16 protein-coding genes are annotated in these 19,289 nt (G+C 42.7%); 4 read left to right on the top strand and 12 right to left on the bottom strand.

Going from position 1 to position 19,289, the window contains the following annotated elements:
* Positions 1 to 171: 171 nt before the first annotated feature.
* From dapB to ribF, 6 genes are all read right to left on the bottom strand, one after another.
* The gene (dapB, locus tag LDO73_RS03285) at positions 172 to 993 is read right to left on the bottom strand and encodes a 4-hydroxy-tetrahydrodipicolinate reductase (RefSeq protein WP_224060175.1); all 822 of its coding nucleotides are present in this window, start codon (positions 991 to 993) and stop codon (positions 172 to 174) included.
* Positions 994 to 1,216: 223 nt separating this feature from the next.
* Positions 1,217 to 2,170, bottom strand: coding sequence for a 4-hydroxy-3-methylbut-2-enyl diphosphate reductase (ispH, locus tag LDO73_RS03280; RefSeq protein WP_224060174.1), 954 nt, complete (start codon positions 2,168 to 2,170; stop codon positions 1,217 to 1,219).
* Positions 2,151 to 2,621: an FKBP-type peptidyl-prolyl cis-trans isomerase gene (gene fkpB, locus LDO73_RS03275; protein ID WP_036950308.1), complete on the bottom strand. Its 471-nt coding sequence runs from the start codon at positions 2,619 to 2,621 to the stop codon at positions 2,151 to 2,153. Before fkpB ends, ispH begins: the two co-directional genes overlap by 20 nt.
* 103 nt (positions 2,622 to 2,724) lie before the next feature.
* Complete coding sequence (lspA, locus tag LDO73_RS03270; protein WP_224060173.1) at positions 2,725 to 3,228, bottom strand: signal peptidase II; 504 nt, start codon at positions 3,226 to 3,228, stop codon at positions 2,725 to 2,727.
* A complete protein-coding gene (gene ileS, locus LDO73_RS03265) occupies positions 3,228 to 6,038 on the bottom strand; it encodes an isoleucine--tRNA ligase (protein WP_224060172.1) in 2,811 nt (936 codons plus the stop codon). Before ileS ends, lspA begins: the two co-directional genes overlap by 1 nt.
* Positions 6,039 to 6,066: 28 nt before the next feature.
* Positions 6,067 to 7,005 (bottom strand): bifunctional riboflavin kinase/FAD synthetase, encoded by a 939-nt coding sequence (ribF, locus tag LDO73_RS03260; protein WP_224060171.1) that lies wholly within the window; start codon positions 7,003 to 7,005, stop codon positions 6,067 to 6,069.
* A 599-nt stretch (positions 7,006 to 7,604) separates the two neighbouring features.
* On the opposite strand from ribF, the gene rpsT reads away from it, so the two are divergent.
* Complete coding sequence (gene rpsT, locus LDO73_RS03255) at positions 7,605 to 7,865, top strand: 30S ribosomal protein S20 (protein ID WP_036950300.1); 261 nt, start codon at positions 7,605 to 7,607, stop codon at positions 7,863 to 7,865.
* Between the two features lie 76 nt (positions 7,866 to 7,941).
* On the opposite strand, the gene nhaR is transcribed toward rpsT, so the two are convergent.
* The gene (nhaR, locus tag LDO73_RS03250; RefSeq protein ID WP_036950297.1) at positions 7,942 to 8,865 is read right to left on the bottom strand and encodes a transcriptional activator NhaR; all 924 of its coding nucleotides are present in this window, start codon (positions 8,863 to 8,865) and stop codon (positions 7,942 to 7,944) included.
* Between the two features lie 190 nt (positions 8,866 to 9,055).
* Entirely contained in the window at positions 9,056 to 10,243 is a 1,188-nt protein-coding gene (nhaA, locus tag LDO73_RS03245; protein ID WP_224060170.1) for a Na+/H+ antiporter NhaA, read from the bottom strand.
* Between the two features lie 394 nt (positions 10,244 to 10,637).
* On the opposite strand from nhaA, the gene LDO73_RS03240 reads away from it, so the two are divergent.
* Together LDO73_RS03240 and LDO73_RS03235 are read left to right on the top strand one after the other, a co-directional pair.
* The gene (locus tag LDO73_RS03240) at positions 10,638 to 11,486 is read left to right on the top strand and encodes an EamA family transporter (protein WP_224060169.1); all 849 of its coding nucleotides are present in this window, start codon (positions 10,638 to 10,640) and stop codon (positions 11,484 to 11,486) included.
* 137 nt (positions 11,487 to 11,623) lie between these two features.
* Entirely contained in the window at positions 11,624 to 12,991 is a 1,368-nt protein-coding gene (locus LDO73_RS03235; protein ID WP_423810882.1) for an amidohydrolase, read from the top strand.
* Between the two features lie 61 nt (positions 12,992 to 13,052).
* On the opposite strand, the gene dnaJ is transcribed toward LDO73_RS03235, so the two are convergent.
* On the bottom strand, positions 13,053 to 14,201 hold the full coding sequence (gene dnaJ / locus LDO73_RS03230; RefSeq protein WP_224060167.1) for a molecular chaperone DnaJ: 1,149 nt from the start codon (positions 14,199 to 14,201) through the stop codon (positions 13,053 to 13,055).
* A gap of 110 nt (positions 14,202 to 14,311) precedes the next feature.
* Complete coding sequence (gene dnaK, locus LDO73_RS03225) at positions 14,312 to 16,219, bottom strand: molecular chaperone DnaK (protein WP_224060166.1); 1,908 nt, start codon at positions 16,217 to 16,219, stop codon at positions 14,312 to 14,314.
* Between the two features lie 352 nt (positions 16,220 to 16,571).
* Between dnaK and satP the strand changes: the two genes are divergently transcribed.
* Positions 16,572 to 17,138, top strand: a complete 567-nt coding sequence (satP, locus tag LDO73_RS03220; protein ID WP_211886709.1) for an acetate uptake transporter — start codon at positions 16,572 to 16,574, stop codon at positions 17,136 to 17,138.
* Positions 17,139 to 17,230: 92 nt separating this feature from the next.
* On the opposite strand, the gene mog is transcribed toward satP, so the two are convergent.
* Entirely contained in the window at positions 17,231 to 17,815 is a 585-nt protein-coding gene (mog, locus tag LDO73_RS03215; RefSeq protein WP_224060165.1) for a molybdopterin adenylyltransferase, read from the bottom strand.
* A 232-nt stretch (positions 17,816 to 18,047) separates the two neighbouring features.
* Positions 18,048 to 19,001 carry a transaldolase gene (gene tal / locus LDO73_RS03210; protein WP_224060164.1) on the bottom strand — a complete coding sequence of 318 codons (954 nt, stop codon included), beginning with the start codon at positions 18,999 to 19,001 and terminating at the stop codon, positions 18,048 to 18,050.
* Positions 19,002 to 19,289 lie beyond the last annotated feature (288 nt).

Below are 19,289 nucleotides of genomic sequence, written 5' to 3'. Positions count from 1 at the left end.
AGCGCAGACAAGTGAGGATCTAAAGTGCAATTTTTGAGTGGAAAAGAGGAAAAAAATCAAGAATACAGCCATAAAAAACAAACTAATCATTAATTCAAAACTAAAACCAAACAAACCAGAGACTTCAAATGAAGTCATCTGATTTTAAACAAAAAATTATTTTAAATAAAACTATAAATCATCAAGATTAAGGACATCCTTCATATTATATAGCCCACATTTCTTAACACTAACCCAAGATGATGCCCTTATCGCGCCTTTTGCAAAAGTCATACGACTGGAAGCTTTGTGGCTTATCTCTACACGCTCGCCAATATCGGCAAACATCGCAGTGTGCTCACCAACAATATCACCAGCACGTACAGTAGCAAAACCAATCGTGCCCGGTTCACGCTCTCCGGTATAGCCTTCTCGTGCATACACTGCGCACTCATTCAGATCTTTTCCTAATGCATCTGCGATAGATTCACCCATCGCCAGTGCAGTGCCTGAAGGTGCATCGACTTTATGACGATGATGAGCTTCAATAATTTCAATATCAGTGTAATCTCCCATCACTTTCGCCGCTTTTTCCAGTAACTTCAGCACCAGATTCACACCAACACTAAAATTGGCAGCGAAGACAATTGGGATAGATTTTGCTGCTTCTGCAATTGCCAATTTTCCTTGTTCATCAAACCCTGTTGTTCCAATGACCATGCCTTTTTGATGAGATTGGCAGAACACTAAATATTGCAAAGTGCCTTCAGGGCGAGTGAAATCAATCAGTACATCAAAATCATTAACAACAGAATCTAAGTGACCAACGACTTTCACACCTATTTGCCCAATTCCCGCCAGCTCACCCGCATCAATGCCAATAAGCGAAGAGCCTTCACGCTCAATGGCTGCGCCAAGTTGAATTCCGTCTTGTTCTTGTGCTGCTTGAATTAATTGGCGTCCCATGCGCCCACCCGCACCGACAATCGCAACGCGTACAGTTGAATCTGCCATTTTTGATCCTTTCGTAAATATTGAGGCGAAAACCAAAATAAAATCTTGGTTATACCTTAAAGAATCTTGAATCGGGACGCCAGCACTAATCTGGAGATATTAATAAAACCGTAGAGAGGGGGATGATTATCAGAAAAAATTGTATTGAGATAGAATGGAATGATGAAAAACAGAAAGTAGCAGCGGCTAAATCCGCTGCCACTATAATAATAAAATCAATGTGTTAACTAATCTCTTTAACGTCTACACGCAACTCTTTTGGTACTTCAAAAACGATATTCTCTTCTCGTCCTTGTAGCTCAACCACCGAGTCTGCACCCAGCGCTTTAAGTCTATCAATCACTTGGCGGACTAAAATATCGGGGGCTGATGCCCCTGCAGTCAATCCAATAATTTTCTTATCTTTTAACCAATCAATTTGAATATCTTCAGCACCATCAATCAGAAATGCAGCTTTCCCCATTCGAGAAGCTAATTCAGCTAAACGGTTTGAATTTGACGAATTTTTCGAACCGACGACTAACACGATATCAGCTTTTTCCGCTAGCTCACGCGCAGCTTCTTGGCGGTTCGTGGTTGCATAGCAAATATCGTCTTTACGAGGTCCCACAATATTTGGGAATCGACGGGTAAGCGCATCAATCACATCGGAGGTATCATCCACTGAAAGCGTCGTTTGCGTCATAAAACTCAGGTTGTTTTCATCTTTTACCTGTAGCTTCCAAACGTCTTCTGGGCTTTCAACAAGATACATTCCCCCTTCAGGGTTATTATATTGCCCCATTGTCCCTTCCACTTCAGGGTGCCCTGCGTGGCCGATTAAAATCGCTTCTTTACCCTTACGGCTGGCGCGAGCCACTTCCATATGTACTTTGGTCACTAATGGGCAAGTCGCATCAAATAGCATGGTTAAATCGCGGGAACGGGCTTCTTGGCGGATGGCTTGTGAAACGCCATGCGCTGAGAAAATCAGAATAGAGCCATCAGGAACTTCAGAGATTTCTTCAATAAAAATAGCGCCACGCTGGCGTAAATCATCAACCACATAGCGGTTATGCACCACTTCATGACGAACATAAATCGGCGCGCCATAAATTTCTAACGCGCGTTCAACAATACTGATTGCACGGTCAACACCCGCACAAAATCCACGAGGATTAGCCATTAATATTTGCATGGTGACTCTCCAATTGTGGGTCTATTTCTAGAACTTCAATTTCAAAGGTAATTTGTTGCTCAGCAAGAGGATGGTTAAAATCAACAGTAATTGATTCCCCTTCAATCGCTTTCACCACGCCCGGCATTTCGCTCCCATTCATGCCCGTAAACAGCATGATGGTGCCAATTTCAGGGATCCCCGTTTCCATAAAATCACGCAATGAAAAGTATTGCACTAAGTCTGGATTATGTTTCCCGAATACCGTATCCCCTGCTAAGGAAAATGTTTTCTTTTCACCTTCAGATAGCCCAATAAGTTGCGCTTCTAATTCTGGCGACAGTGAATCATTTCCAAGAGCAAACAACGCAGGCTTTCCTTGTGCGTGAGAAGAATCTGCCGTGGAGCCATCTTCTAATTTCAGAGTGAAATGCAGTAAAACAGAACTCTGCGCCTGTATTTGAGTCGACATAATCTAAACCTGTTTTTTTATCATAAAGTTCAGCCCGACTATCGTCGGGCTGAGATGATTAATATGCAATATTGGGTTTTATCAACCTATCGCACTATCTGCTCTACTTAGTATCTTGCTGTTTGGGTTTATCTGGCAAAAAGCCTTCAAAAATCACCAATGCCGCACCAATACAAATGGCCATATCCGCCAAGTTAAAGGTCGGCCAGTGCCAGTTGCCAACATAAAAATCAATGTAGTCAACCACAAAGCCATGCACTAAGCGATCAAATAAATTACCGATTGCACCACCAATAATTAATGCATAAGCAATATTGCTGAGGCGTTTTTTCACACTTTGACGATACATCATCACCATTAAGATGATAGAAATCGCAATCGCAATACCCGCAAAGAACCAACGTTGCCAGCCACCTTTATCCGCCAGAAAACTAAATGCTGCACCAAAGTTTTGAGCATACATAATGTTAAAAAACGGAATCACCGGATGTGCTTCATACAGAACAAGGTCTTTTAAGACTAAATGCTTAATCCCTAAATCTGCGATGATAATCACAACCGTCAGCCACAGCCAACGCAAACCAGTAGAACAAATAGGTGTCTTCATTAAGCAAACTTACGTAATTCACCGTTTCCGGCTACGTTAGTCACACAGCGACCACAGATTTCGGGTTGTTCTGCCACTGCACCAATATCACTTGCATAATGCCAGCAACGAGGGCATTTTTCCCCTGCCGCTTTACTGAAGGCAATTTTCAGGCCTTTCAGTTCACTGTCTTGTGCATCCGCATTCGCCGTTGCAATATCAGCGACATTCGCTTGAGATGTTAACAGCGCAAAACGCAGTTCATCGCCTAAGCTATTTAACTTAGCGGCTAATGCGCTATCTGCATATAGGGTTACCGCAGCTTCTAACGAGCCACCAATGTGCTTATCTGTACGCGCTTGTTCCAGAACTTTGTTCACTTCACCACGTACGGCTAACAGCTCAGCCCAGAAACTGTCATTCATCGCTTCTGATTCATCTAAACCAAATAAGCCGTTATACCACTCTTCAGTGAGAACGAACTGAGAGCGTTTACCCGGTAATTCGTTCCAGATTTCATCAGACGTGAAGGACAGAACGGGTGCAATCCAACGAACCAACGCTTCCACGATATGGAACAGTGCAGTTTGGCAGCTACGACGCGCAACGCTATCACTTTTCGCGGTATATTGACGGTCTTTGATAATATCCAGGTAGAACGAGCCCATCTCGATAGAGCAGAAATGCATTAAGCGTTGGATAACACCCAAGAAATCATACTCATCGTACGCTTTCATAATCTCTTTTTGTGCTTCTAATGCACGACCAACCGCCCAGCGATCTAACACCACCATATCTTCTGGTTTCACCATATCGGTTTCTGGGTTGAAACCATTTAAGTTTGCCAAGAAGAAACGCGCGGTATTACGGATACGACGATAAGAATCCGCAGCACGTTTTAAAATTTCATCAGAAACCGCAATTTCGCCCGTATAGTCGGTTGATGCCACCCATAGACGCAGGATATCTGCACCCAGTTTATTCATCACATCTTGCGGACTAACCGTATTACCTAAAGATTTAGACATTTTACGGCCTTGACCATCAACGGTAAAACCGTGGGTCAGAACTTGGCGGTAAGGTGCTTTGCCTTTCATCGCAGTAGACAGCATCAGAGAAGACATGAACCAACCACGATGTTGGTCAGAACCTTCCAGATACATATCCGCAGAGTTACCATGGAATTCTGGACGCGCATCAACCACAGCAAAGTGGGTGGATCCTGAATCGAACCAAACGTCTAACGTGTCTGGTACTTTGCGATAAGTTTCAGCATCCGCGCCTAGCAATTCAGCAGGGTCTAAATCCCACCATGCTTGGATACCATCAACTTCAACGCGTTTAGCGACTTCTTCCATCAGCTCTAAAGTACGCGGATGCAGCTCTTCAGTCTCTTTGTGCACGAATAACGACATTGGGGTACCCCAAGTACGTTGACGTGAAATACACCAGTCAGGGCGGTTTTCAACCATTGACTCGATACGCGCACGACCCCAACCTGGGATCCACTGAACAATGTCGATCTCTTTCAGAGATTGCTCACGCAAGCCGTTTTTATCCATGCCGATAAACCATTGTGGTGTCGCACGGAAAATAACTGGAGTTTTATGACGCCAGCAGCATGGATAGCTGTGAGAGATAGCTTTTTTATACATCAGTAAGCCTTTCTCATTTAAAATTTCCAGCACCACATCGTTAGCTTTGAAAATAAATAAACCGTCTAGTGTTGGGTAGGTATTTGGTAAGAAACAGCCATCTGGCCCTACTGGGTTCGCTGTTTCTAAACCATACTTTTGTCCAACAACATAGTCTTCAGGACCATGACCTGGCGCTGTATGTACCGCACCAGTACCCGCATCTAGCGTGACGTGGTCGCCTAAAATTGCAGGAACATCAAAGCCCATAAATGGATGTTCGAAACGCAGTAATTCTAATGCGCTACCTTCGCACTCGCCTAATACTGACCATGACTCAACACCAACAGTCTTCATAACTTCTTCAACTAGGTCAGTTGCCAGAATGACTAAATCGCCATTCGCATCCACCAGAGAGTATTTGAATTCTGGGTTCAGAGAGATTGCACGGTTAGCTGGTAGAGTCCAAGGCGTTGTCGTCCAGATCACTAAAGATGGCGTTTTATCACTAGAAACACCAAATTTTTCGCAAACGGCGTTGCTATCTACCGCAGGGAAGCGAACGTAGATAGATGGAGATGTTTTGTCGTAATACTCGACTTCCGCTTCAGCCAATGAAGAACCACATGCTGTACACCAGTGAACGGGTTTTGCACCTTTCACTAAGTGACCATTTGCAACAGTTTTCGCCAGTGCACGGATGATGTTCGCTTCGGTTTTAAAATCCATGGTCAAGTAAGGTTTGTCCCACTCACCTAGCACACCTAAACGGATAAAATCAGCTTTTTGCCCTTCAATTTGCTCTTTGGCATATTCACGGCATTTTGCACGAAATTCAGCGGCGGAAACTTTCTCCCCTGGTTTACCTACGATTTGTTCAACTTTGTGTTCAATAGGTAAGCCATGGCAATCCCAACCAGGGATGTATGGGGAATCAAAGCCCGCCAGCCCTTTGGATTTAATAATAATATCTTTGAGAATTTTGTTTACTGAGTGACCAATATGAATACTGCCGTTAGCATACGGAGGACCATCGTGCAGAATAAAGGTTTTCTTGCCCGATTTTGCTTTACGGATTGCCTGATACAAACCTTCTTTGTACCAGCGCTCTAACATCTGTGGTTCGCGTTTAGCGAGATCGCCACGCATTGGGAACCCTGTTTCTGGTAGATTCAGGGTATTTTTATAGTCACTCATCGATTCTCAGTTCCAATTTTCCGCTAAATTATCTGATTCCAATTGCTGCGAGATATTCTCTGGCTGCAACTACATCATTAGCAATTTGCTCCTTCAGCGCGTCCAACGAAGCAAACCGCTGTTCGTCACGTAATTTTTTACGTAACACAACATCAATATGACGCCCATATAAATCCATATGTGCATCAATCAGATGGACTTCTAACTGGGTACCTTTTCCAGATACCGTTGGGCGTGTGCCAATGTTTGCCACGCCCGGTACAGGCTTATCACCCAGACCATGAACTTCTACAGCATACACGCCAGTCACGGGGGTGACTAAACGTTTTAACGGTAGGTTTGCTGTCGGAAAACCTATCGTACGACCTAGCTGATTACCATGAACCACACGCCCACTAATGCAGTATGTGTGACCTAATAAATTTTCAGCTAATGTCAGATCATTGTTTTGTATCGCTTTACGGATTGCAGTGCTGCTAACACGCACACCTGAATCACAAAAACTTTCGGTGTCTGCAACTTCAAAATCAAACTTTTGACCGGCTTGCTGTAAAAAAGAAAAATCACCCATCCGATTTTTTCCGAACCGGAAATCATCACCAATGGCGAGATATTTCACACCGAGTTTGTCGACTAATAAGTCAGACACAAAAGCATCTGGCGTTAGTGAGGCAAAATGCTGGTTAAATTCCACACATAATAGATAATCGACCCCGCTATCAGCAAGATACTTCACTTTATCTCTTAGGCGTGTCAAACGCGCAGGAGCCTTATCACCTGTAAAAAATTCAAGGGGTTGTGGTTCAAATATCATCACAACAGTTGGTAAACCTAACTGTTTACCCTTGAGCTTCAAATTTTGAAGTAATACTTGGTGCCCACGATGAACACCATCAAAATTACCAATAGTCAGTACGCAACCATGATGGTACGACCGGATATTTTGTATACCGCGAATTAGCTCCATAACTGGCTCAATACCGAGGAAATTGCAGGATTATACCTTGTACGACGCATAAGGTTAACCTAAGTTCGTAAAAGCTTTCATTAAACCCTATTTTTTTGATCACTACACTATTTAATCAGATGATTTTACACTGCTAAGCATCTTTCTGCACGACACCGCACTGCTGAATCTGAATATTGTCGATAGGTAAATCAAAAAAGTTTGGATAACCAATAGATTATCAATACAACAAATTGACGCGGAGATCTCTAAAAATATTTAATTTTTATAGTTTTCTTATCATCCATTTTGTATAACAAACCCAAGTGTACAAAAAACACTCTAGTTATAATTCAATTTCATCTTGATGAACGTTTGATATCACTAAAAAAAATTTTTCTGAAAAATGATTTAAAATATCTTCTATCAATTATGCTTTTTTTCGCGCTCAGATCTGTATTCTTCTGATATTTGCTGGTAGAATCTTGCACCATTCACAACGCATTGGCATCGAAGTACACGATGTTTATTTGCACAAATCCATTGACAAATGAAGGGCGAAAGGGCATATTCCTTGACCTTTAAATTGTCCTCAATAGAATACATTTGGGAGTTGGACCTTGGCTAATATCAAATCAGCTAAGAAACGTGCCGTTCAATCAGAGAAACGTCGCCAGCACAACGCTAGCCGTCGCTCTATGGTACGTACTTTTATTAAGAAAGTTTACCTTGCTATCGCTGCAGGCGATAAAGAAGCTGCTCAGAAAGCATTCAATGACATGCAACCTCTTGTTGATCGCCACGCTAGCAAAGGCCTGATCCACAAAAACAAAGCTGCACGTCATAAAGCTAACTTAGTTGCTCAAATCAAAGCAATGTAATTTCGCTTCTTGATTATAAAAAACCGGCTTAGGCCGGTTTTTTTGTCTGCTAATTTCTTGCCTTACACTTTTGGTTCTAAACTTTCTGTTCTAAATTATCGAACGGCGCTGAAAATAACTCAGAAAAATCTTTGTTACAGACACGTTGTACTGCTGGGTGCTGGATCATTCTTTCCGCAAAAATCACGTAATACTCTTCTTTAACGCTATCTAAGCGGCCAATTTCTTGCACTTCATTATCAGCAAAAATATCTTTTGCATATAAAGATGGTGCCACAAAAATTGCATTATGATACATCCCGAATGCTTTCATTAATGCTGCATCATCAAATTCACCGAGTACTTCAACTTGCAGGTTTTTATTACGGATCCATGTTAATAAATGGCGGCCAAGCATCGAGCGACGCCCCGGAATTAATAACCTACGCTCCTCTAGACATTCAGGAAATGGTTTCTTCGGTACTGGCTGACGGCAGAAAAAACTGACGCTGCATTCGCCTAATTTAACGGAGAACAACCCCTCTTGCTGTGAAGAGTCCACAGGGCAATCCGATAAAATCATATCCAGCTTGTGCTGACTTAATTGCTCCAGTAACAGCTCATGAGTCGATTCAAAGCAACGTAAATGAATTTGCTCATGTTCTACAACTGCTGTTTCTAGTACACGACTGACTAAACGTTTCGATAATGCGTCAGCCACCCCCACATCAAACAGCAGATTAGATTCTCGACTGTAGTTGACGATATCCAGCATTTCTTGGCTGAGCATAAACATTTTGTCAGCATAACGAAAAATCAGTTGTCCCAGCTCAGAAGGCACTAGCCCTCGACCTTGGCGTTTAAATAATTTGCCACCTAACCGTTCTTCGAGTGCTTTAATCTGCCCAGTAATTGTCTGTGGAGTCAGGTAAAGAGCCTCAGCGGCACCGACAACAGAGCCTTCTTTGCAAACATGCCAAAAATAGTAAAGGTGGTTAAAATTAAGATGTGAAACCCGCATATCGATTCCTTTTGTATCGCCAATAATGACCGTAGTACATAATGACCTCGGTACATACTGACCATACGCTTTACCCGTACCCCGTAATCGGGAGTTATAAGTTAAAATACCCGCAGTATGCAACACATACCGCGGGCATATCATAGAAGATTAACTCGAAAATTCTTACTAATAATTACGTCTATTATGTTTATTGTGCATCGCTGTGCGAAACTTTTGGTTTCGGTAACACTACCCTTAACATAAAGTACCCTAACAATGCAGCGGTTGTTGAACCGATTAAAATACCCAGTCTCGAGTAGGTACTATACACTTCATCAAGCCCTTCAAAAGCGAGGCCTGTGATAAAAATAGACATAGTAAAACCGATCCCACAAAGCACAGAAACAGCAAACACTTGCTTCAAGTTAATCGATGCAGGCAATTTAGCCAACCCTACTTTTACCGAAATCCAACTAAATAAGAAAATACCGACTGGTTTGCCCAGTATCAAGCCCGCTGCAACGCCAAGTGGTAATGGGCTCATTAAGCCATCAAGGGTGACGCCATTGAGTTGTACACCTGAATTTGCAAATGCAAAGATAGGCAAAATAAGATAAACAACCCAAGGGTGCAGCACATGCTCTAATTCTTCTGACGGTTTGGTATTATTAGTCCCTCTTAATGGAATTAAGAAACCAACAATCACTCCGGCCAGAGTGGCATGAACACCTGATTTCAAAATACAAACCCACAAAATTAGGCCTATTACCAAGTAAGCTGCGGTGTTTTCAACTCGTCTCCAGTTCATTAGACAGAGTATTGCCACACACAGTGCAGCTAAACTCAATGCGACTACAGAAACTGAGCTGGTATAGAAAAAGGCAATAATCACAATAACACCAAGGTCATCAATGATTGCTAATGCCAATAAAAATACTTTTAGTTCGGTAGGAACTCGCTTACCTAATAACGCCATCACACCCAACGCAAACGCAATATCTGTTGCTGCAGGGATAGCCCAACCTTGACGAGTAATATCGTCTGCACCATTAAACGCTAAGTAAACTAACGCTGGTGCAATCATTCCACCCACAGCCGCAATTGCTGGAAATATCGCTTTATCACGCCCCGCAAGAGATCCTTCTAATAACTCGCGCTTTACCTCTAAACCAACAACCAGGAAAAACACGGCCATTAAGAAATCATTAATCCATAGAATCAGAGGCTTATCTAATTCAAATGTTGAGATTTTAATGGCTACCGGAATATCTAAAAATTGCTGATAGGCTCCCTGTAATGGCGTATTAGCCATTATTAAAGCGACAATGGCAGCAATAATTAGGAGTAGCCCTCCTGCTGCTTCTAACTTTAAAAATTTACGAATAATTGCTGTCATATGAATAACCTCAAAAAATATTTTTGAATGTTAATATTATGATAATCATTAATTCGTAAAAAATCGTTTATTTATCCATTAATGATCGTAATTTCCGAATATTTAGCAATCGAGATCACGACGAATGATAATAAATCGTTAATTTAACTATAGGCAACTATTCTAAAAACCAACAATAAATTTACTGGGTAAAGCGCTTTAAAAGTTCAACTTTTTTAGAGACTAATGAAAAGTGGCCTTTACAGATAGTCAAAAAAATCGTTTATTTTTTTATTTTCGAAGCCCTTCGCAAAAATAAAAAACCCCACCCTCTCTTTCTTGTGCGCCACTTCATAAAAAAGACGCTTTATGTGATACTCGATACACTCTTAGGCAATCACTGTCTCTCACTATTATGTCCCTATACGTTCTGCTTTCTGTGCTGTTTGCCGCGTTTTGCCATGCCAGTTGGAATGCTCTGGTTAAATTTGGTAATGACCGCTTCTTTGGTTTGGTGATGATTGCCGTTTTTTCTGGGATTTTAACTATTCCAGCCCTCTTTTGGTTTGGGCTACCGTCTCCAGATGCCGTCCCATGGCTAGCTTTGTCAGTATTATTTCACATCGGTTATATCTATTTTCTCAGCCAAGCTTATAACCATGGCGATCTCAGCCAGATTTACCCTATTTCTCGCGGCTCAGCCCCGTTAATCACCGCGTTATTAAGTATTGTTTTATTCAATGAATCCTTACCATTTATGAGTTTTGTAGGGATTATTTTCATCATTTCAGGCGTGGTAGCCATCGCGTTTGCAGGTCGAAAATTCACTTTGAATATCAAAGGTAAAGCGCTTATTTTTGCACTGTGCACCGCCTTTTTTACGGCTTGTTATACCCTCTCAGATGGATATGGTGCTAGAGCCAGCCAAGATCCGGTTGTTTATACCCTATGGCTGTTTTTATTAAATGGCGCGGTACTCGCCATCCCCGGAGTGATGAAATACAAAAGTTCGCTACTCCACGGGTTTAGGCAATATTGGCGCTCAGGCTTGCTTGGCGGGTTGATGCAGCTAATTAGTTATGGCATTGCAATCTGGGCAATGAGCCAAGCACCAATCGTACTCGTTGCCGCTATTCGTGAAACTAGCGTCCTTTTTGCTATGTTTCTTTCCATTGTCTTTCTCAAAGAGAAATTTAACGCAATGCGTGTGCTTGCCTGTGTTGTGATTTTACTTGGGGTGTTACTGGCGAAACTATCCAGTTAAGATAGTGGTGCTTAGAATATGAGTTTTACGTCCTATATTTGATACCCATAATATTTAATACTAGTAACTTTTAGCCCTATTTTTCATTGAGTCATGAGGTAAGAATGACATTACTCCGATCTCTCGTTGCCATATCGATGATGGCAGCACCTATCGCGGCACTTGCCGCCACTCCAGCGGATTTAATCATTGTTGATGGTACCGTTTTAACAATGGACGCCAATAATCAAGTTATTGAGAATGGAACCGTTGTTATTGATAAAAATAAAATTATCGCAGTTGGCGGCCCTGAGCTTGCCACGCAATATACCGCTAAAAAACAGCTAAATGTTGATGGCGATATTGTCATGCCTGGGTTAATCAATACCCATACTCACGCATCAATGACCGTATTTCGTTCCCTTGCCGATGATGTCCCTGACCGTTTACACCGTTATATTTTCCCATTAGAGAGCAAGATGGTTTCTCGCGAGATGGTGCGAGTAGGCGCTAACTTAGCCAATGTCGAGATGCTCAAAGGCGGCGTCACGACTTACGTGGATATGTACTATTTCGAAGATGAGGTTGCGAAAACTGTCGATAAAATTGGTATGCGTGCGATCCTTGGGGAATCTGTGATCAAATTCCCAGTTGCTGATGCTAAAAATGCAGATGAAGGTATCGCTTATGCCGTGAATTTTATCAACCAATACAAAGACCACCCTCGCATTACGCCAGCTTTTGCTCCTCACGCACCTTATACCAACACCACTGAGCATCTACAGAAAATCGCTAAGCTTTCTCAAGAACTTAATGTTCCAGTGATGATCCACTTAGCAGAAACCGACCGAGAACAAGAAGAAATTGCTAAACGTACTGGCGGAAAAAGCCCGGTTCAATATATGGCAGATATCGGTGCCCTGAATAACAAAGTGATTGCCGCTCATGCCATTATGGTTGATGAAAAGGATATCGACCTACTCAAACAGTACGATGTCGGTGTTGCTCATAATGTCAGTGCCAATACCAAATCAGCCAAAGGTGTTGCTCCAGTGACTGCGATGTTAGCGAAAGGGGTTCGTGTGGGCTTAGGAACCGATGGCCCGATGTCCAGCAATACCTTAACGACCATGAACGAACTAAATTTAGTGGGTAAAATTCATAAGCTCGAAAATAAAGATAGAGCTGCAATGCCTCCAATTACCGTCGTTGAATTAGCGACAAAAGGCTCCGCGAAAGCCATTCACATGGAAGATAAGTTAGGTTCTTTAGAAGCGGGGAAATTGGCGGATATCATCGTTGTCGATACAAAATCACCAAATATGGTACCGATGTATAGCCCTTATGCTGCACTGGTTTACGGCGCAAATGCTTCTAATGTGCGCCATACTATTGTGGACGGGAATCTATTAATGGAAGACCGCAAAGTGCTCACAGTTGATGAAAATGCGATTGTGAAAGAAGCTCTGCAATTTGCGGATCAAGTTCGTAAAACCGTAGTTGCTAGCGGTGAAACAGTGAAATAAAAAAATGGCTGATTCAGTATTTCACTGGATCAGCCATGATCTTTAACTTAGCGATTAACCATTATTTATTGGTTAAGTCATCAAAGAATTTTTTCACGCCATCTAAAAAGCGTTTTGAACGTGGGCTATTTTTCTCGCCACCCGTGCCACCTAATGACTCACCAAATTCTTTAAGTAACTCTTTTTGTTTCTCATTCAGCTTGACCGGGGTTTCGACAACAATGTGACACATTAAGTCACCTTGTATACCACCACGTACCGACTTCACGCCCTTACCTTTCATACGGAATGTTTTGCCCGTTTGGGTTTCCGCAGGAATTTTCAGTTTAACGCGACCATCAAGGGTTGGGACTTCAATTTCGCCGCCCAGTGCTGCTGCTGCAAAGTTGATTGGCACTTCGCAATGTAAGTTATTACCATCACGCTCAAAAATATCGTGAGGTAAAACATGCATTTGAACGAATAAATCCCCTGCTGGTGCACCATTCGCACCGGCTTCACCTTCACCGGATAAACGAACGCGGTCACCCGTATCAACCCCTGCTGGGATCTTAACAGATAAGGTTTTGTATTTCTCAACGCGACCTTGACCATGACATTTGTTGCATGGGTCTTTGATGACTTTCCCGCGACCATGACAGGTTGGACAAGGTTGTTGTACCGAGAAGAAACCTTGGCGCATGTGTACTTGGCCCATACCGTGACAGGTTTGGCATGTATCTGCGCTAGTGCCTGGTTTTGCACCGCTACCGTGGCACACGTCACAGCTTTCGAGCGTTGGAATACGGATCTCTTTGGTCACTCCACGGACTGCTTCTTCAAGAGTCAGTTCCATGTTGTATTGCAGATCAGAACCACGGCTTGGGCGCTGTTGACGACGACCGCCACCAAAGATGTCACCGAAGATGTCACCAAAAATATCACTGTTGAAGTCGCCGCCACCAAAGCCGCCGAATCCACCGCCGCCACCCATACCGCCTTGTTCAAACGCGGCATGACCATATTGGTCGTAAGCGGCACGTTTTTGCTCATCGGACAGGATTTCGTAAGCTTCTTTTATCTCTTTAAATTTCTCTTCAGATTCATCTTTGTTTTCCTGATTGCGGTCAGGATGGTATTTCATTGCTAAGCGCTTGTACGCTCGCTTGATGTCTTTTTCTGAAGCATTTTTTTCGAGGTCTAAAACCTCATAAAAATCTCTTTTCGCCATTTATTTTTCCCTTAACATGCAGACACGGGCGCAGAGTTCCCTCAACGCCCGTGTCCGGTATCAGTCACTATTTAACATTATTGCGATAGTCACTGCGCCCGCTAAGGGCCTTATTTTTTGTCTTTGTCGTTAACTTCTTCGAATTCAGCATCAACAACATCGTCATCTTTCTTCGCTTCTGCACCTGCAGTGCCCGCTTGAGCTTGTTGCTGTGCAATTTCCAGAAGTTTCGCTGATGCCGTTACCAGCGCTTGGATTTTCGCTTCGATTTCAGCTTTATCTTCACCTTTAGAAGCAGCTTCTAACTCTGAAGTTGCTTTTTCGATGTTCGCTTTATCTTCAGCTGGTAATTTGTCACCTGCTTCTTCGATTTGTTTACGAGTACCGTGAATCAGTTGGTCTGCTTGGTTGCGAACCTGAACTAACTCTTCAAATTTACGGTCTGCTTCAGCGTTAGCTTCTGCATCGCGTACCATTTTTTCGATTTCCTCGTCATTCAGACCAGAAGATGCCTTAATGGTGATGTTTTGCTCGCGACCACTGTTTTTGTCTTTCGCAGAAACATGCAAGATACCATCAGCATCGATGTCAAAAGTCACTTCGATTTGCGGCATACCGCGTGGCGCTGCTTGAATACCATCTAAGTTAAACTGACCCAGTGATTTGTTATCACCCGCACGTTTACGCTCACCTTGCAGTACGTGAATGGTCACGGCTGCTTGGTTATCTTCCGCAGTAGAGAACACTTGGCTGTGTTTAGTTGGGATTGTGGTATTCTTCGAAATTAACGAAGTCATCACGCCACCCATGGTTTCGATACCTAAAGACAGTGGAGTTACGTCTAGTAACAGAACGTCTTTAACATCACCCGCTAATACACCGCCTTGTACTGCTGCACCCATTGCAACGGCTTCGTCTGGGTTCACGTCTTTACGTGGCTCTTTACCGAAGAAATCAGCAACGACTTTTTGAACCATTGGCATACGAGTCTGACCACCAACTAAGATAACGTCGTTGATGTCGCCTACGCTTAAACCAGCGTCTTGCAGAGCAACTTTAACTGGCTCCATAGAACGCTTAACTAAATCTTCTACCAGTGACTCCAGTTTTGCACGAGTCACTTTGATATTCATGTGTTTTGGACCTGTCGCATCCGCAGTGATGTATGGCAGGTTAACGTCAGTTTGTTGAGCAGAAGACAGCTCAATTTTTGCTTTTTCAGCAGACTCTTTCAGACGTTGCATTGCCAGTGGATCGTTACGCAGATCAACACCTTGTTCTTTCTTAAACTCGTCAACTAAGTAGTTGATTAAACGAGTATCGAAGTCTTCACCACCTAAGTGAGTGTCACCGTTGGTTGCCAGAACTTCATACGTTTTTTCACCATCAACTTCATCAATTTCAATGATTGATAAGTCGAATGTACCACCACCTAAGTCATAAACCGCGATAGTACGGTTGCCGATTTCTCTATCTAAACCGTAAGCCAGCGCTGCTGCTGTTGGTTCGTTGATGATACGTTTTACTTCTAAACCAGCGATACGACCTGCATCTTTGGTTGCTTGACGCTGAGCATCGTTAAAGTAAGCTGGAACAGTAATAACTGCTTCAGTCACTGGCTCACCCAGATAGTCTTCCGCTGTTTTCTTCATTTTTTTCAGAACTTCAGCAGAAACTTGTGGTGGTGCCATTTTTTGGCCTTTCACATCTAACCATGCATCACCGTTATCAGCCGCTACAATTTTGTATGGCATGATAGACACATCACGCTGAACTTCTTCGTCTTGGAAACGACGACCGATCAAACGTTTGATCGCAAATAATGTATTTTCTGGGTTAGTGACAGCCTGACGTTTTGCTGGCTGACCAACTAAAATTTCACCATCTTGTGTATATGCAATGATGGAAGGAGTAGTTCTATCACCCTCGCTGTTCTCAAGAACACGCGCAGTAGTGCCATCCATAATTGCAACGCATGAGTTAGTTGTACCTAAATCGATACCAATAATTTTACCCATTTAAAACGCCTCCAAAGGAATTCTTTTCATTTAATTTCGATATCAATCTATATAAGGCTCAATATTTCATTTTCAAGGGAGTTTTTACTTCAACCTTGATTTTTTTTGCAACCTTAATTTTTTTTGCAATTCGCAATAATTTAGATTGATAACTGTTGATGTCTTAAAGATGGGGTCACAAATTCATTCATCAAGGGGGAAAGCTAAAAAAGTTTTACATTTAATACAAAAAAACCCGTCTCTTGATCATTGTTTCGACAATTAAAACTGCGTATTATGCGCCTCCCTGTCCTATGGGGCTACAAGCATCAATTATATCTATTTGATTTTTAAATACTTTACCAGAGGTTATATGCAATCTAGTTCGCTTGCCAATCCAGGCCCACTTGGTTTATTGGGCTTTGGTATGACAACAATCCTGCTAAATATTCATAATGCAGGCTTTTTCCCTCTCTCATCTGTAATTTTAAGTATGGGAATTTTTTATGGTGGTATCGCGCAAGTGATTGCTGGGCTTATTGAATATAAGAAAGGCAATACGTTCGGCGCGACAGCATTTACCTCTTACGGCTTCTTTTGGCTTGCGTTAGTCGGTCTGCTGTTTTTACCGACCATGGGATTAGCCGAAGCAACTGACCCCGCATTTTTAGGGATGTTCCTTCTTTTATGGGGGATCTTTACTTTCTTCATGTTCTTAGGCACCTTCAAGGCAAATTTCGTGCTGCAATTTATCTTCGGCAGCCTAACTGTACTGTTTGCAATGTTAGCCGTGGGTAATTTGACCAACGATGCCACGCTGCTTCAATATGCAGGCTATGAAGGAATTATCTGCGGAGCGAGCGCATTCTATCTGGCTGTCGCGGAAATCTTAAATGAACAGTATGGCAAAACCATTCTGCCAATTGGTCAGCGCAGCTAAATTGATAGGCTGTTAAGCTAAATAGACAAAAAGAAAATTGTAACAAGAATTATCAGGCAGACATGGCGTTCTGCCTGATTTTTTAGAAGGGATTACTCGGCAGTACGAATAGCCGACTTTGGCCGGAAAGCTTTAACGATACTTTCGTTTGTTTCAATATAAGGGCCATCGAGTAATTGAATGCAGTATGGCACACTCGCAAAAATGCCGGATACCAGCACATTTCCCTCTTTATCTTTCAGCCCTTCTAAGGTTTCAGCAATTGCTTTTGGCTGCCCCGGTAAGTTTAAAATCAGTGACTGATTGCGGATCACGCCGACTTGACGAGATAAAATCGCCGTTGGTACAAATTTAAGGCTAATTTGGCGCATCTGTTCACCAAACCCAGGCATTTCGCGATCAGCAACCGCAAGCGTTGCATCTGGAGTGACATCTCGGCGAGCAGGCCCCGTACCGCCAGTGGTCAGGACTAAATGGCACGAAAATTCATCCACCAGCTCACACAACGTTTGCTCTATCATGACTTGCTCATCAGGAATCAAACGAGTTTCTAAACGAAAAGGGGTGGTGATGGTTTTCGTTAACCACTCCTCCAGTGCTGGAATCCCTTTATCTTCGTAGATACCGCCTGAAGCACGATCAGAAACCGACACCAGACCTATGCGCAACTCATTCATACAAACCTCAAAAATTGATCATTTAAATTCGTTCATTTGGCAAGAAAGTACTAACTCAATTAATACCAAGCCAATAATGATAAACATGGTGCATCATACCATGAGGTCGAATGCCTGACAGCGTTGTGTTTGTGTCTAAATGTGGAATTGAGAGTTTAATCAATGAAAAAACAGCATAAAAAGACCCAGTCAATTGACTGGGTCTTTAACGAAAAATGGTAATAAATGATAATTACAGCAGAGCTGCGATCATTTTTTCCAGTTTTTCTTGGTCTACAGCAAACTTACGGATACCGTCAGACAGTTTATCAACCGCCATTGGATCTTGGTTATGCTGCCAGTAGAACTCAGCTTCAGTCAGTTTAGCGCCTGGCTCTTGAGTTTTACCTTCATCTTTCAGTTTACAAACCAATTCGCCTTGAGACTCAGACAGCTCTTTCAGCAACGCTGGAGAGATAGTCAGACGGTCACAACCTGCCAGCTCAATGATTTCGCCAACGTTACGGAAGCTTGCTCCCATAACCACCGTTTTGTAACCGTGAGCTTTGTAGAAATTGTAGATTTCAGTAACTGAAACTACACCTGGATCTTCTTGAGCCGCATACTCTTTTTTGTCTGTGTTAGCTTTGTACCAGTCAAGGATACGACCTACGAATGGAGAGATCAGGTAAACACCTGCTTCCGCACAAGCACGCGCTTGAGCAAAAGAGAATAATAAAGTTAAGTTACAGTTGATGCCTTCTTTTTCCAGTTTTTCCGCCGCGCGGATACCCTGCCAAGTAGAGGCTAATTTGATCAGAATACGGTCATTGCTGATACCCGCTTCGTTGTACATTTTCATCAGACGACGAGCTTTCGTAATACACGCTTCTTCATCATAAGAAAGACGAGCATCAACTTCTGTTGAAATACGACCTGGGACTAATTTCAGAATTTCTAAACCGATATTAACAGCCAGCTTGTCACATGCATCAACAACTTGTTGTTCACGGTTATTGCTTTGCTTACGCGCCCACTCTACCGCTTCATCAATTAATTTACGGTACTCAGGAATTTGTGCAGCATTTAAAATCAGCGATGGGTTAGTCGTCGCATCTTGTGGTTTGTACAGCTTCATCGCTTCGATGTCGCCAGTATCGGCAACAACAGTGGTCAGACTACGTAAGGAGGTTAGTTTGTCGGTCATTTCTTTAATCTCGTTGTTATACCCGTCATATTTCAAGTTGTAGGGGTGTTGGCTACGTTCACTCACCCTAGTCACATACTTGTGTATGCTCCTAGGAATTCGTTCTCTTGCCGCCTACCTACCACTTGAACTATTTAGGGTGAACCCGTCACATTTCAAATTGTAGGGGGTGTTGGCTACGTTCACTCGCCCTAGTCACATACTTATGTATGCACCTAGGAATTCGTTCTCTTGCCGCCTACCTACCACTTGAACTATTTAAGGTGAATCCGTCATACTTCAAGTTGT

This window comes from Providencia alcalifaciens (assembly GCF_915403165.1).
GTDB lineage: Bacteria > Pseudomonadota > Gammaproteobacteria > Enterobacterales > Enterobacteriaceae > Providencia > Providencia alcalifaciens_C.
The sequence above is the reverse complement of the archived record's forward strand: the minus strand, read 5'-3'. Positions and strand labels throughout refer to the sequence as shown.

What these genes read in the sequence shown, in the direction of transcription:
- LDO73_RS03240 (WP_224060169.1), top strand. Translation starts at nt 10,638, where the DNA reads ATGTCCCTATACGTTCTGCTTTCTGTGCTGTTTGCCGCGTTTTGCCAT.
- lspA (WP_224060173.1), bottom strand. Translation starts at nt 3,228, where the DNA reads ATGAAGACACCTATTTGTTCTACTGGTTTGCGTTGGCTGTGGCTGACG.
- ileS (WP_224060172.1), bottom strand. Translation starts at nt 6,038, where the DNA reads ATGAGTGACTATAAAAATACCCTGAATCTACCAGAAACAGGGTTCCCA.
- dapB (WP_224060175.1), bottom strand. Translation starts at nt 993, where the DNA reads ATGGCAGATTCAACTGTACGCGTTGCGATTGTCGGTGCGGGTGGGCGC.
- ispH (WP_224060174.1), bottom strand. Translation starts at nt 2,170, where the DNA reads ATGCAAATATTAATGGCTAATCCTCGTGGATTTTGTGCGGGTGTTGAC.
- nhaR (WP_036950297.1), bottom strand. Translation starts at nt 8,865, where the DNA reads ATGCGGGTTTCACATCTTAATTTTAACCACCTTTACTATTTTTGGCAT.
- LDO73_RS03235 (WP_423810882.1), top strand. Translation starts at nt 11,624, where the DNA reads ATGATGGCAGCACCTATCGCGGCACTTGCCGCCACTCCAGCGGATTTA.
- satP (WP_211886709.1), top strand. Translation starts at nt 16,572, where the DNA reads ATGCAATCTAGTTCGCTTGCCAATCCAGGCCCACTTGGTTTATTGGGC.
- ribF (WP_224060171.1), bottom strand. Translation starts at nt 7,005, where the DNA reads ATGGAGCTAATTCGCGGTATACAAAATATCCGGTCGTACCATCATGGT.
- fkpB (WP_036950308.1), bottom strand. Translation starts at nt 2,621, where the DNA reads ATGTCGACTCAAATACAGGCGCAGAGTTCTGTTTTACTGCATTTCACT.
- mog (WP_224060165.1), bottom strand. Translation starts at nt 17,815, where the DNA reads ATGAATGAGTTGCGCATAGGTCTGGTGTCGGTTTCTGATCGTGCTTCA.
- dnaK (WP_224060166.1), bottom strand. Translation starts at nt 16,219, where the DNA reads ATGGGTAAAATTATTGGTATCGATTTAGGTACAACTAACTCATGCGTT.
- dnaJ (WP_224060167.1), bottom strand. Translation starts at nt 14,201, where the DNA reads ATGGCGAAAAGAGATTTTTATGAGGTTTTAGACCTCGAAAAAAATGCT.
- nhaA (WP_224060170.1), bottom strand. Translation starts at nt 10,243, where the DNA reads ATGACAGCAATTATTCGTAAATTTTTAAAGTTAGAAGCAGCAGGAGGG.
- tal (WP_224060164.1), bottom strand. Translation starts at nt 19,001, where the DNA reads ATGACCGACAAACTAACCTCCTTACGTAGTCTGACCACTGTTGTTGCC.